Here is a 14,187-nt window from a genome sequence, read left to right as displayed (position 1 = left end):
CAAAATTTCCCTATGGTAATTGTTAAATCGTTTTCTTTGTTAAGCTCTGATTTGCTAATTTGCAATCGCTTTACATAAAACTTACTATGCAATCTGTTACCCGATTATTTGATTTCCCCTATTACCAACTTGAAAAACGCCCCTTAGAAAAGTCATTGGTCACCAAATACAATGGCAAATGGGTAGCCACTTCCACTCAGGAATATGTGAACAAGGCAAATTCCATCAGCAGGGCCCTACTTCGCATGGGTGTGCAGCCCAATGATAAGGTTGCCATCATTTCCATGACCAACAGAACAGAGTGGAACATCATGGATATTGGGGTTTTACAGATTGGGGCACAAACGGTTCCCATCTATCCCACTATTTCCGAAGAGGATTACGAATACATTTTGAACCATTCCGAGGCCAAATATTGCTTTGTTTCCTGTGCCGAAGTATTGGAAAAGGTGCTGATGATAAGCTCCAACTTGAAGCATTTGAAGGAAGTGTATTCCTTTGACGAACTGACCAATTGCAAAAATTGGCAATCTGTATTGGAATTGGGTGCCGATACCTCCAACCAAGAGGAGGTTGAAAAATTGAAAGATTCGGTCAATCCTTTGGATTTGGCCACCTTAATCTACACTTCCGGCACTACGGGAAGACCAAAAGGGGTCATGTTATCCCATGACAATATTGTTTCCAACGTTATCACTAGTGAAAAAAGGGTGCCTTTTGAGTCCGGGGCAACTGCCTTGAGCTTTTTGCCTGTTTGTCACATTTTTGAACGTATGATTTTGTACCTATATCAATATTGCGGTGTGGAAATCTATTTCGCAGAAGGTTTGGACAAGATCAGTGATAATGTAAAAGAAGTTAAACCCACCGTCATGACCGTGGTTCCCCGATTGTTGGAGAAGGTCTATGATGCCATCATTGCCAAAGGCACCTTATTGACAGGGATTAAAAAGAAACTGTTTTTCTGGGCCGTTGAGGAGGGTCTCAAATTTGAACCCTACGGCGCAAACGGATGGTGGTATGAAAAGAAATTGGCATTGGCCCGCAAACTCATCTTTAGTAAATGGAAAGAAGGTTTGGGCGGAAATCTGGAAATCATGGTATCCGGAAGCGCGGCATTACAGACCAGACTTGCACGGGTTTTCGGAGCTGCCGGAATGCCCGTGATGGAAGGTTATGGGTTGACAGAAACTTCTCCTGTGATTGCCGTAAACGACCAACGCAACAAAGGCTGGAAAATTGGTACAGTGGGAAGGATCATTGATGGCGTTGAGGTAAAGATTGCCGAGGATGGCGAAATCCTATGCAAAGGCCCCAATGTAATGATGGGGTATTACAAAGATACGGAGAAAACTGCCGAAGTCATGACCGGGGATTATTTCCATACCGGGGATATTGGTGAAGTAGATGCGGAAGGATTTTTAAAGATAACCGACCGTAAAAAGGAAATGTTCAAAACCTCAGGCGGAAAATATGTGGCCCCACAGATTTTGGAGAATCGATTTAAACAATCCCGTTTTATTGAACAGATCATGGTCATTGGCGAGGGTGAAAAAATGCCTGCTGCCCTGATCCAGCCCAATTTTGAATTTGTTAGGGAATGGGCCAAAAGACATGGCATGGAACTTTTGAATAATGCCGACCTTGTCAAAAACGAAAAAGTGATAGCCCGTTTACAGGAAGAAGTGGATTTGGCCAATGAAGAATTTGCCAAATGGGAAAAAGTGAAAGCATTCCGCCTAACACCCGATGTATGGAGTGTGGATGCCCGCCACCTGACCCCTACCATGAAATTGAAACGAAAAATTATCAAGGAAAAATACATCGCGCTTTACAATGACATTTATGGATATTGAACAAAAGGCAATTTTCAATTAGCAATGAACAATTGACAGTTATCAATCACCAATAATCAATGTCATTCTGAGCATCCCGATAGCTATCGGGACGAAGAATCTCCTTTTGTTAGGATTGGTTTTAGATGCTTCACGGTGTTCAGCATGACATTTTGATGCAATTGGCACTATTGTCATTCTGAGCAAGGCCAAGAATCCCAAACCTCTTATATCTTGTTTCTTGATTCTTGAGTATCTTCCTCAAGTGAACAATTAGCAATGAACAATTGACAGTTAACAATAATCAATGTCATCCTGAGTGAAACGAAGAATCTCCTTTTGTTAGGATTGGTTTTAGATGCTTCACGGCGTTCAGCATGACATCTTAATATAAAGGGTGCTATCATTATTCTGAGCAAAGCGAAGAATCCAAATACATGTTCAAGGGTATAAATATCTTTATTTACCCTACCTAGCTACAATTTCTTTCCTCAAGACAAAAATTACCATCCTCTTAACTCTAATTTATTATGCATGCATAATAAATTTTGTTATATTTGAAAACACCAAACCGGTTCTATGAAAGATTTGACCATAGATTATGCCCTTCGGGCCACATGGCAAGCGGTAAGCAAAATGTACAATGAAGAGGCTAAAAATCATGAGCTTACCATGGCAATTGGTTTTACATTGTTGAGTATGGACCCAAAAGGCGGCACACCCAGTACTACCCTTGGGCCTAAAATGGGCATGGAAGCCACAAGCTTGTCAAGGATATTGAAGACGATTGAAGAAAGAGGCTATATAGAACGAAGACCCAACCCAAATGATGGGCGTGGAGTCTTGATTTATCTCACTGCGTTGGGGCTCGAAAAAAGGGAAGCCTCCAAAGAAGTGGTGTTACGATTCAACGAAGTGGTCAAAGAGCATGTATCCGAACAGGATTTACATGGTTTTTTTAAGACTATCGATATCATCAACAAACTTATCACCGATAAGAAAATCTATATAAAAACAACTAATAATTAATTTACAAACCCGCACATGAAAAGGCGTATAAACAAAGTTGCCGTAATCGGCTCTGGAATCATGGGAAGTGGCATTGCCTGCCATTTTGCCAACATCGGGGTCGAGGTTCTGTTGTTGGATATTGTTCCGCGTGAACCTAACGACAAAGAAAAGGCAAAAGGGCTTACCTTGGCAGATAAAGCGGTCCGTAACCGTTTGGTGAACGATTCCTTGACTGCCGCACTCAAGTCCAAACCATCCCCTATCTACCATCAAAAATTTGCTGACCGCATTACCACCGGAAACTTGGAAGATGACATTGCCAAAGTTTCCCAAGTGGATTGGATCATTGAAGTGGTGGTGGAACGGTTGAACATTAAAAAACAAGTTTTTGAAAATCTGGACAAGCACAGGACCCCAGGTACTCTGATCACCTCCAACACTTCGGGTATTCCGATCCACTTTATGAGTGAAGGCCGAAGTGAGGATTTTCAAAAGCATTTTTGTGGAACGCACTTTTTCAACCCTGCGAGATATTTAAAACTTTTTGAAATCATCCCTGGTCCGAAAACCTCACCGGAAGTGTTGGACTTTTTGAACGGTTATGGGGAGCAATTCTTGGGCAAGACCTCTGTGGTAGCCAAAGATACCCCTGCCTTTATTGGGAACCGCATCGGGATTTTCAGTATTCAAAGTCTTTTTCATGCCGTTAAAGACCTAGGCATGACCGTGGAAGAAGTGGATAAACTTACCGGACCTGTAATCGGGAGGCCAAAATCGGCCACTTTCAGGACTGTAGATGTTGTGGGGTTGGATACGCTGGTCCATGTGGCCAATGGTATCAGTGAAAACTGTACGGATGATGAACGTCACGAACTCTTCCAACTTCCCGATTTCATCAAAACCATGATGGAAAACAAATGGTTGGGCAGTAAAACCGGGCAAGGTTTCTACAAAAAGGTAACTGGTGATGATGGGAAAAGCGATATTCTCACCCTGGACCTGGACACCATGGACTATCGCACAAAAAAAAGTGCAAAGTTCGCCACTTTGGAGCTCACCAAAACCATTGACAAAGTTATCGACCGTTTTCCTGTCTTGGTAAATGGAAAAGACAAAGCCGGGGAGTTTTACAGAAAAAGTTTCGGTGCCCTTTTTGCTTATGTGACACACAGGATTCCTGAAATTTCGGATGAGCTTTATAAAATAGATGATGCCATGAAGGCCGGTTTCGGCTGGGAACATGGTCCTTTCCAGATTTGGGATGCCGTGGGACTGGAAAAAGGTCTGGAACTCATCAAGGCCGAAGGTTTGGAAGCGGCCGCATGGGTAGCCGAAATGAAGGCTACCGGAATCAATTCCTTCTACACCGTAAAAGATGGCGCTACCTATTTCTATGACATCTCCAAAAAATCCATGGAGAAAGTTCCAGGGCAGGATGCTTTCATCATTTTGGACAACATCAGAAAATCCAACGAAGTGTTCAAAAACAGTGGTGTGGTCATTGAAGATTTGGGCGATGGAATCCTCAACTGCGAATTCCAATCCAAAATGAACACCATTGGCGGTGATGTCTTGGCCGGATTGAACAAAGCCGTGGACCTTGCTGAAAAGGATTTTCAGGGATTGGTCATCGGTAACCAAGGAGCCAATTTCTCCGTGGGGGCCAATATTGGCATGATCTTTATGATGGCGGTGGAGCAGGAATATGACGAACTCAACATGGCCATAAAATACTTTCAGGATACTATGATGCGGATGCGATACTCTTCCATCCCCACCATTTCAGCCCCACACGGCATGTGCTTAGGTGGTGGTTGTGAGCTTTCCATGCACGCTGATAAAATAGTAGCTGCCGCTGAAACGTATATCGGATTGGTGGAATTTGGTGTTGGGGTGATCCCCGGCGGAGGTGGTTCCAAGGAAATGGCCTTGAGGGCTTCCGATACCTTCCGTAAAAATGATGTGGAATTGAACGTTTTGCAAGAATATTTCTTGACCATTGGTATGGCCAAGGTATCCACTTCTGCTTATGAAGCGTTTGATTTGGGTGTCCTTCAACATGGCAAGGATGTGGTTGTGGTCAACAAAGACCGACAAATTGCGACTGCCAAGGCACATGCCAAATTGATGGCCGAAGCAGGCTACACCAAACCTGTGAAGCGTAAGGACGTAAAAGTACTGGGCAAACAAGCCTTGGGTATGTTCTTGGTTGGAACCGATTCCATGGAAGCGGGTCATTACATTTCGGAACACGACAAGAAAATTGCCGATAAATTGGCCTATGTCATGGCCGGTGGAGACCTATCAGAACCTACGTTGGTGACAGAGCAATACCTGTTGGACCTTGAACGAGAAGCTTTCCTTTCCCTTTGTACGGAAAGAAAGACCTTGGAACGTATACAACACATGTTGAAAACCGGAAAACCGCTCAGGAATTAGATGAACTGGATGATTAGATTGTTCGATTATTCGAACAGACCCATCTGATTATCCAGTAATCCAAAAATCAAAGAATCCAAAAAAATGAAAACAGCATATATAGTAAAAGCATACAGAACAGCCGTAGGCAAGGCGCCAAGAGGATTGTTCAGGTTCAAGCGACCCGATGAATTGGCCGCCGAGACCATTGAATATATGATGAAGGAACTGCCACAACTGGACAAAAAACGCATTGATGACGTGATAGTGGGAAATGCTATGCCAGAGGCGGAACAAGGACTTAACATGGCCCGATTGATTTCCTTGATGGGACTCAATATTGACGATGTTCCCGGAGTAACCGTTAATCGCTACTGTGCTTCAGGATTGGAGACCATCGGTATCGCAACGGCCAAAATCCAATCGGGAATGGCGGATTGCATCATTGCCGGGGGTGCGGAAAGCATGAGCTACATTCCCATGGGTGGTTACAAACCTACACCCGATTATGCCACGGCCAAAGAAGGTCATGAGGACTATTATTGGGGAATGGGCCTAACTGCGGAAGCAGTGGCAAAACAGTTCAATGTTTCTCGGGAAGACCAGGATATTTTTGCCTACAATTCCCATATGAAGGCCTTGAAGGCCCAAGAAGAAAATCGTTTCCAGGATCAAATTGTGCCGATTGAAGTGGAACATACTTTTGTGAACGCCGCTGGTAAAAAAGAAACGACAACGTATACTGTCAACAAAGATGAAGGACCAAGGGCTGATACCAATGTTGCTACCCTAAATAAATTGAGACCTGTTTTTGCTGCAAATGGAAGTGTTACCGCAGGAAACTCATCCCAGATGAGTGATGGTGCCGCATTCGTGATGGTCATGAGTGAGGAAATGGTCAAGGAACTCAATTTGGAACCTATTGCCCGTTTGGTCAACTATGCCGCAGCAGGTGTGGAACCACGTATCATGGGTATTGGACCTGTGAAAGCCATTCCGAAGGCATTGAAACAAGCTGGGCTGCATAAAAACGATATCGAATTAATTGAACTCAACGAAGCCTTTGCTTCCCAATCATTGGCGGTCATCAGAGAACTTGGACTCAACCAAGAAATTGTAAACGTTAATGGAGGAGCCATTGCTTTGGGACACCCACTGGGTTGTACCGGTGCCAAACTATCCGTGCAACTTTTTGATGAGATGCGGAAGCGCAACATGAAAGGCAAATACGGCATGGTTACCATGTGCGTAGGTACAGGTCAAGGTGCAGCGGGCATCTACGAGTTTTTATCCTAGTATTCGAAAAGAGAATAGAGAAAAAGAGATTCCTCCTAATGAAAAGACATAACTATAAAAACTTGAAGATTTGGTCTCTTGGATTGGAAATAGCAAATGATATTTCAGATTTACTTCTCAACTTCCCTGTGCATGAGCGGTATGATTTAAGTTCCCAAATAAGCAGGTGTTCAGTTTCAATACCGAGCAACATAGCAGAGGGCTCTTCAAGAACCGATAAATCCTTTAAGTACTTTATTGATGTTGCATTGGGGTCTTCATTTGAACTGGGAACACAAATTTTAATCGCTAAACATCGTAACTATATTGACACTGAAAATTTAAACAAACTTGAAGATAAGATTGAAGAATGGCAAAAGATGACCATGGTGTTTCAAAACAGGTTGTAAAAAGCCTATCCTCTATTTTCTATCTTCTTTAATCAACATAAAAATGGAAACAACAGAAAAAGACATATTGAGAGGTGGCCAATTCTTGGTCAAGGAAACCAACTGCGAAGATGTGTTTACCTTGGAAGACCTCAACGAAGAACAAAAAATGATGCGCGAAAGCACCAAGGAATTTGTGGACCGGGAGCTTTGGGCACATTGGGAACGATTTGAGAAAAAAGATTACGCCTACACCGAAGAGTGTATGAAAAAGGCTGGGGAATTGGGACTTTTGAGCGTTGCTGTTCCTGAAGCTTACGGTGGTATGGGAATGGGATTCGTGTCCACAATGTTGGTCTGCGACTACATTTCTGGGGCCACAGGTTCTTTTAGTACCGCCTTTGGGGCGCACACCGGGATTGGCACCATGCCCATCACTCTGTACGGTACTGAGGAGCAAAAACAAAAATATGTACCTAGATTGGCCACTGGCGAATGGTTTGGCGCCTATTGTTTGACAGAACCCGGTGCAGGTTCCGATGCCAACTCTGGAAAAACAAAGGCCGTACTTTCTGCGGATGGTAAATATTACAGCATTACTGGACAAAAAATGTGGATCTCCAATGCAGGGTTCTGTAATATGTTCATTGTATTCGCCCGTATCGAGGACGATAAAAACATTACTGGTTTCATCGTGGAGAACGACCCTAGCAATGGCATCACTTTGGGTGACGAAGAGAAAAAGTTGGGCATCCACTCCTCCTCTACTCGTCAGGTGTTCTTCAACGAGACCAAAGTACCTGTGGAAAACATGCTTTCCGAAAGAGGAAATGGTTTCAAGATTGCCATGAACGCCCTTAACATCGGTAGGATTAAATTGGCTGCTGCCTGTTTGGAAGCCCAACGTCGCATTGTGAACGAAGCCACCAAATATGCCAACGAGCGCATCCAGTTCAAGACTCCTATCATGAACTTTGGGGCCATCAAGGCTAAAATAGCCGATATGACCACGAATGCTTATGTGGATGAATCGGCTTGTTATAGAGCTGCCAAAAATATCGAAGATCGAATTACCCTTCGCGAAGCCAGTGGTAACACTCACCAAGAAGCAGAACTTAAAGGCGTGGAAGAATACGCCATCGAATGTTCCATTTTGAAAGTAGCCGTTTCCGAACACGTGCAACAAACCACGGATGAAGGAATCCAGATCTTTGGGGGGATGGGCTTTAGTGCCGATACGCCTATGGAAAAAGCGTGGAGAGATGCCCGTATCTCAAGAATTTATGAGGGAACCAACGAAATTAACCGGATGTTATCCGTTGGTATGTTGGTGAAAAAAGCCATGAAAGGCCATGTGGATCTTTTAGGTCCGGCAACTGCCGTTGGTGAAGAGTTGATGGGAATCCCTTCTTTCGACACGCCCGATTTTTCAGCTCTTTTTGCTGAAGAAAAGGATATGATCGCCCGTTTGAAAAAAGTCTTCCTGATGGTAGCCGGAAGTGCCGTGCAGAAATTTGGCCCAGACTTGGAAGAACATCAAATGTTGTTGATGGCCGCTTCGGATATCTTGATCCAGGTATATATGGCCGAATCTGCCATTCTTCGTACCGAGAAAAATGCAAAACGCTTTGGTGAAGAAGCCCAAGCAACCCAAATAGCCATGTCCAAACTGTATTTGTACAGGGCCGTTGACATCATCCAACAAAAAGCCAAGGAAGCCGTAGTTTCCTTTGCAGAAGGTGATGAACAACGCATGATGTTGATGGGATTGAAACGCTTCACCAAGTATACGAACCAACCCAATGTTGTGGCCCTTCGAACGCAAATTGCGGACAAGGTAGCTGCGGATAACGGGTATACCTTTGACTAATTCAAATTTTGCTGGGATGAAAACCCATAGGATTTGAAAAACGCCTCAAATTGGGGCGTTTTTTATTTAACTAATGGACTCCAAAATCCGTTCATCACTTTCTTTACGGGAAAAATTGATGGCACATTCGATCAATGCCAAATGGGAATAGGCTTGGGGCATGTTCCCCAACAATCTTTTCGTCTTAAAATCGATATCCTCACTGAACAATCCCAAATGGTTGCTGTAGCTCAATAACCGCTCAAACTGCTCCAAGGCTTTCTCTTCTTCCCCAATTTTGAACAAACTATTGATGAACCAAAACGTACAAATGGTAAAGGAAGATGAAGGCAATCCAAAGTCATCCTCGTTCTTGTATCGATATAAAAGGCCATCATTGCTCAGACCTTCCTCTATTGCCTTTACAGTATTGACAAATTTGGGATCTCTTGCATGGATGAACCCGTAAGATTCCATCAACAGCACCGAAGCATCCAAATGACGGGAACCGTAGGATTGTACAAAGGCATTGATATCAGGGTTCCAGGCATTCTTGTGGATGTCTTCCTTGATCTGTTGTTCCAAGGCTGTCCATTTTTCAATCTTGTGCGTCTTCCTAAACATCTTGGCCACTTTAATAGCCCGGTCCAAGGCCACCCAGCATAAAACTTTGGAAAAGGTAAAATGCCTATCTTCTCCCCTAAACTCCCAAATACCCTTGTCAGGTTCTTGCCAGTGGTTGCTAACAATCCAAACGATCCCTTTGGTGATGCTCCACAGTTCTTCCACATTTTCAATGTCGTTACTAAAAGAGCGAATCTGTTCGTAGATCACATCCATCAGAATACCATAGATGTCGTTCTGCTTTTGCATGTAGGCCGCATTCCCAATTCTAACCGGTTTAGATCCCTTATATCCTGCCAAATGATCCAACGAAATCTCGGTCAGGTTTTTTTCTTTGTTGATGCCGTACATGATCTGCAACTTCTCATCCTTATCGGGCATCAGGTCAATAATGAATTGAAGAAAGCGCTTGGCGGAATTCTTGTGTCCAAGTTCCGATACTACCTTAATCACCATGGAAGCATCCCGAATCCAACAGAAACGGTAATCCCAATTACGAACCTCCCCAATAGTTTCAGGCAGGGATGTGGTTGCTGCCGCCAACACGGCACCTGTTTTATCATACGTGAGCATTTTAAGGGTAATGGCACTCCTCACAATCTGGTCGTTAAACTTTTTATAGGTCGGGGTCTTGTCCACCCAATCCAACCAATATACCTTGGTCCTTTCCAACTCCAAGGCCATTTTTTCCGTGGTCGGTTTCAGGATTTTCTCATGATAGCAAATAAGGAAGTATCCATCTTCTGTTAGATTGATTTCCTTTCCTTCCAATACTTTGCCTTTTTCGAAAGAGGTGTACAGAAAAAGGGTGTCGTACTTCTGTTCATGGGTAATACTGGCAATAAAATCACTTTTGATGAAGTGTTTGGTCTCCCCCATGGCATATTCCAATTTGGGATCGTACTTCACCGAAAATTTGGGACAACCTGAAATATACTTCACAAACCGGATGATCTCAGGCGGTGCCAAATACTTGCCGTTCATTTTATGATGTCTCGGCATAAAATCATGTACCTCAAAAACATCGTCACCATTGGCAAACCGCGTTATCAAAATAGCGGTGTCCTTATGATAGTATTGGTCCACGGTATAGTTTCCTTTTGGAAGTATCTCAAAACTGCCCCCTTTTTGCTCGTCCAGCAATTTGGCGAACACTGAAGTTGAATCAAATTCAGGCAAACAGCACCAATCCAAGGAACCTTCCTTGGAGATCAATGCCGCACTCCTGCAGTTGCCGATAATTCCATAATTCAAGTTATCCATAGGCTAAATATTCTCAAAAGGGTTAGAACAAATTGGTTAAACGGTTGAATTTCCCGAAATTTAAAGAAACTAAAAACGAAAAGCAGGCAAAACCATCCTTTTATGGGCAAAACTATCATTATTTCAAATCGACTACCCGTACAATTACAAATTAGCAATGGAACCATCAATGCAATTCCAAGTGTAGGAGGTTTGGCCACCGGAATGAAATCTGTTCACAGTGGAAGTGATGGCCTCTGGATAGGTTGGTCGGGGCTCACCGATGAAGAAACCCCTCCCGAACTCGAAGACGATATCGACAAGGCATTGGCCGAAAACGGCTGTGCAAAGGTCAACCTCAATGCAGAAGAAATCGACGGTTTTTACTTCGGATTTAGCAACAGGACGGTTTGGCCCCTTTTCCATTATTTTTTGGAATATTCCGAATTTGAACTCGATTTTTGGAACACCTACAAAGCCGTGAACCAAAAATTCGCGGATGCCATTATTGAAAAATCAAATGAAGACGATACCATTTGGGTCCACGATTACCAATTGATGTTGGTTCCGCAAATGGTCCGGGAAAAAAGACCTGACACCACTATTGGCTTCTTTTTACATATCCCCTTCCCTTCCTATGAAATCTTTAGAACGCTACCTTGGCGGGAAGAAGTATTGGAAGGTTTGTTGGGTTCCGATTTGATCGGGTTCCATACGTATGATTACGAACGACATTTTTTAAGCTCGGTCCGAAGACTTTTGGGCCTTGATGTCAGTTTCAATGAAATTTATCAAGATAACCGGGTAATCAAAGTGGATTCCTTCCCCATGGGTATCGATTATAAAAAATTCAAGGATGCGGCCATCCTGCATTCTTCAAAAAGGGAAAGTGAACGCAGTGACCTGCAAATGCGGTTGGATAGTCACAAAGCCTCTGCACCGGACACCAAACTCATTCTTTCCATAGACCGATTGGATTATAGCAAGGGAATTGCAAAGCGCTTAAACGCCTTTGAATATTTCTTGAACAAATATCCGGAGTACAAGGAAAAGGTCAGGTTGATTATTTTGGCCGTTCCTTCCCGTTCCAACGTGCCCCAGTACCAATTGCTCAAAAAGGAAATCGATGAGTTGGTGGGTCGTATAAATGGAGAGCTTTCCACAGTTAATTGGACTCCTATCTGGTACTTTTATCGTTCACTTCCATTTGAAAGCCTGATCGACCTTTACACCAGCAGCGACATAGCTTGGTTGACCCCGCTTCGGGATGGTATGAACCTGGTTGCCAAAGAATATATCGCCACGAGAACCGATAAAACCGGAGTCTTGATCTTGAGTGAAATGGCCGGTTCTGCATATGAAATGAACGAAGCCCTATTGATCAACCCAAACAATTTTGAGGAACAGGCAGACACTTTAAAAAGAGCTATTAATATGCCTGTGGAAGAGCAAGTTTCCCGAAACGAGTTTCTTCAAAATAGATTGGAGCGCTACAATGTGGAAGTCTGGGCCAAGGAATTCATGAGCGCCTTGAACGAAAAAAGGGATACCGGGAAAGCGTTTGTTTCCCAAAAAATGTCAACGGATATCTTGAATACTATTGGTCAGGACTATGCTAAATCTAAAAAACGATTACTGTTCTTGGATTATGACGGAACCTTGGTCGGATTTCACAAGGATCCCCAAAAAGCTTCCCCTGATGAAGATCTGTACGAGTTGTTGGATAGTCTTCAAAATCAAGAAAATACTACCCTGTTCCTGATTAGTGGTAGGGACAAGCAAACCTTTGGGCGGTGGTTTCTTCCCAAAAAATACAACATGATCGTGGAACACGGGGTTTGGATTTCCAAAGAAGGTCACGAATTTAAGATGCTGGAACAGGTAAAAGGCGAATGGATGGCCAAGATCAGACCCGTTCTGGAATCTTTTGTGGACCGGACCCCGGGATCCTTTATTGAAGAGAAAAACTATTCGCTTGCTTGGCATTATCGGAACACTGATCCAGATTTTGGTGAAAAGCGGGCCACCGAGCTTAATACGGTACTCAGAAGTTTGATCGGAAATGACGACATTAGTGTTTTAAATGGCAATAAGGTGTTGGAAATCAAGAGCAGCAATGTGAACAAGGGTCGTGCCGCTACTCGGATGCTGAGTGAAGATGAATATGATTTTGTCTTTGCCATTGGGGACGATTGGACGGATGAATTTATGTTCCAAGAATTGCCCGAATCCGCGGTAACGGTTAAGGTAGGGCTGAAAAAGACCCACGCCAGATACCATGTGGAAAATACAAGAAGAGTACGGGAACTTTTAACACGGTTTGCCAAACCATGACCTCCAGAATTTTCATTTCAGCAATCCTATTAGGTTTAGGCCAATTATGCGCCCAACCCAATACCGAAATTTATCTTTTTGACCTATCCTTTAGTAATTCGGCCATTTTTCTGTCCAACCCAAAGAACATTTCCAATAATGACGGATATGACAACCAACCTTCTTTTTGGGATGACGATACGGTTTTGTTCGCTTCGACAAGAGACGACCAAACCGATGTAAAAAGATTGAACATTAATGAAGGAAGTACTTACAAATGGTTGACCAACACCCCAACGGGCAGTGAATATTCCCCATTGAAAATTCCTGGTAAAAATTCCTTTTCTGCCATTCGATTGGATTTGGATGGACTTCAACGATTGTATGAATACGACCTGAAAACTGGCGACTCCACCCCAATCACCAATCTAAAGATTGGGTATCACGTTTGGATAAACAAAGATCTTTTGGTGGCCACGGTTTTGGTTGAAAATCGAATGGATTTGGCCGTCATCAATATGAAGGATAAAAAGCATCGCATCGTTCAAAAAAATGTGGGGCGATCGTTACATAAAATTCCGGGCACCGATCTTGTCAGCTATATTGACAAAAGCAAGAAACAATGGGAAATCAAATCCATGGACCCGGTTTCTGGCGCCACGAGCATCATTGGAAAAACCTATGAAAATGAGGAAGATATCAGCTGGTTGAATGAAAACACCCTTATCACGGGTCATGAAAAATCACTTTTGACTTTTAACATCAAAAATGGTGTGGATTGGAAACCCTTGATAACTTTTGATCAAGAGGAAATCAACAAAATCTCCCGGATTGCCGTTAATTCAAGTAAAACACGATTGGCCTTCGTAGCTGAAGATTCGCCGTCCAAAATTGTCCAAAAACAACTGGATGCCTATAATGCCAGGGACATTGATGCTTTTTTGGACACCTATTCGGAAAATGTAAAATTGTATACTTTTCCTAACCAGCTTTTGTCTGAAGGCAAAACCGCTATGGAAAGTCAATATGGAAGTTTCTTTGAAAATACCCCTGATCTGCATTGCTCCATTAAAAATAGGATCGTGATCGGGAACAAGGTTATTGACGAGGAATCGGTGACCGCAAATGGCTCCACATTCTCTGCTGTGGCTATTTATGAAGTAGCAAATGGCAAAATTGTAAAAGTTACATTTTTACGTTGATCCCTTTTTTTCTACTTTCAACGGATCAA

The 14,187-nt window shown here is 43.2% G+C and carries 9 protein-coding genes; 8 read left to right on the top strand and 1 reads right to left on the bottom strand.

Translation table 11 applies throughout. The annotated features are described in order from the left end of the window. The first annotated feature begins 86 nt into the window (after positions 1 to 86). The 6 genes from LKX84_RS03105 (at position 87) to LKX84_RS03080 (ending at position 8,798) form a co-directional block, all read left to right on the top strand. Positions 87 to 1,856: an AMP-dependent synthetase/ligase gene (locus LKX84_RS03105; RefSeq protein ID WP_228235653.1), complete on the top strand. Its 1,770-nt coding sequence runs from the start codon at positions 87 to 89 to the stop codon at positions 1,854 to 1,856. A gap of 558 nt (positions 1,857 to 2,414) precedes the next feature. After that, positions 2,415 to 2,864 carry a MarR family winged helix-turn-helix transcriptional regulator gene (locus tag LKX84_RS03100; RefSeq protein ID WP_228235652.1) on the top strand — a complete coding sequence of 150 codons (450 nt, stop codon included), beginning with the start codon at positions 2,415 to 2,417 and terminating at the stop codon, positions 2,862 to 2,864. 15 nt (positions 2,865 to 2,879) lie between these two features. Further along, positions 2,880 to 5,285, top strand: coding sequence for a 3-hydroxyacyl-CoA dehydrogenase/enoyl-CoA hydratase family protein (locus LKX84_RS03095; RefSeq protein WP_228235651.1), 2,406 nt, complete (start codon positions 2,880 to 2,882; stop codon positions 5,283 to 5,285). A gap of 84 nt (positions 5,286 to 5,369) precedes the next feature. Then, a complete protein-coding gene (locus LKX84_RS03090; protein ID WP_228235650.1) occupies positions 5,370 to 6,560 on the top strand; it encodes an acetyl-CoA C-acyltransferase in 1,191 nt (396 codons plus the stop codon). A gap of 38 nt (positions 6,561 to 6,598) precedes the next feature. Next, positions 6,599 to 6,949 carry a four helix bundle protein gene (locus LKX84_RS03085; protein ID WP_228235649.1) on the top strand — a complete coding sequence of 117 codons (351 nt, stop codon included), beginning with the start codon at positions 6,599 to 6,601 and terminating at the stop codon, positions 6,947 to 6,949. Between the two features lie 43 nt (positions 6,950 to 6,992). Beyond that, positions 6,993 to 8,798, top strand: a complete 1,806-nt coding sequence (locus LKX84_RS03080) for an acyl-CoA dehydrogenase family protein (RefSeq protein WP_228235648.1) — start codon at positions 6,993 to 6,995, stop codon at positions 8,796 to 8,798. A 66-nt stretch (positions 8,799 to 8,864) separates the two neighbouring features. On the opposite strand, the gene LKX84_RS03075 is transcribed toward LKX84_RS03080, so the two are convergent. Then, a complete protein-coding gene (locus tag LKX84_RS03075) occupies positions 8,865 to 10,664 on the bottom strand; it encodes a glycoside hydrolase family 15 protein (RefSeq protein WP_228235647.1) in 1,800 nt (599 codons plus the stop codon). Positions 10,665 to 10,766: 102 nt separating this feature from the next. Here LKX84_RS03075 and LKX84_RS03070 point away from each other — a divergent pair, with 102 nt between their 5' ends. Together LKX84_RS03070 and LKX84_RS03065 are read left to right on the top strand one after the other, a co-directional pair. After that, positions 10,767 to 12,977 carry a bifunctional alpha,alpha-trehalose-phosphate synthase (UDP-forming)/trehalose-phosphatase gene (locus LKX84_RS03070; RefSeq protein ID WP_228235646.1) on the top strand — a complete coding sequence of 737 codons (2,211 nt, stop codon included), beginning with the start codon at positions 10,767 to 10,769 and terminating at the stop codon, positions 12,975 to 12,977. Then, a complete protein-coding gene (locus LKX84_RS03065) occupies positions 12,974 to 14,158 on the top strand; it encodes a nuclear transport factor 2 family protein (RefSeq protein WP_228235645.1) in 1,185 nt (394 codons plus the stop codon). The genes LKX84_RS03070 and LKX84_RS03065 overlap by 4 nt, the downstream gene beginning before the upstream one ends. Positions 14,159 to 14,187: the final 29 nt, after the last annotated feature.

The sequence above is a fragment of the Allomuricauda sp. M10 genome (assembly GCF_020782875.1).
Lineage (GTDB): Bacteria > Bacteroidota > Bacteroidia > Flavobacteriales > Flavobacteriaceae > Flagellimonas.
Note: the sequence above shows the minus strand (reverse complement) of the source record. Positions and strands in the feature narration are given on the sequence as shown.

Bases quoted from the DNA above. Each gene is read 5' to 3' on its own strand.
- LKX84_RS03080 (WP_228235648.1), top strand. From the start codon at position 6,993: ATGGAAACAACAGAAAAAGACATATTGAGAGGTGGCCAATTCTTGGTC.
- LKX84_RS03065 (WP_228235645.1), top strand. From the start codon at position 12,974: ATGACCTCCAGAATTTTCATTTCAGCAATCCTATTAGGTTTAGGCCAA.
- LKX84_RS03075 (WP_228235647.1), bottom strand. From the start codon at position 10,664: ATGGATAACTTGAATTATGGAATTATCGGCAACTGCAGGAGTGCGGCA.
- LKX84_RS03105 (WP_228235653.1), top strand. From the start codon at position 87: ATGCAATCTGTTACCCGATTATTTGATTTCCCCTATTACCAACTTGAA.
- LKX84_RS03090 (WP_228235650.1), top strand. From the start codon at position 5,370: ATGAAAACAGCATATATAGTAAAAGCATACAGAACAGCCGTAGGCAAG.
- LKX84_RS03100 (WP_228235652.1), top strand. From the start codon at position 2,415: ATGAAAGATTTGACCATAGATTATGCCCTTCGGGCCACATGGCAAGCG.
- LKX84_RS03070 (WP_228235646.1), top strand. From the start codon at position 10,767: ATGGGCAAAACTATCATTATTTCAAATCGACTACCCGTACAATTACAA.
- LKX84_RS03085 (WP_228235649.1), top strand. From the start codon at position 6,599: ATGAAAAGACATAACTATAAAAACTTGAAGATTTGGTCTCTTGGATTG.
- LKX84_RS03095 (WP_228235651.1), top strand. From the start codon at position 2,880: ATGAAAAGGCGTATAAACAAAGTTGCCGTAATCGGCTCTGGAATCATG.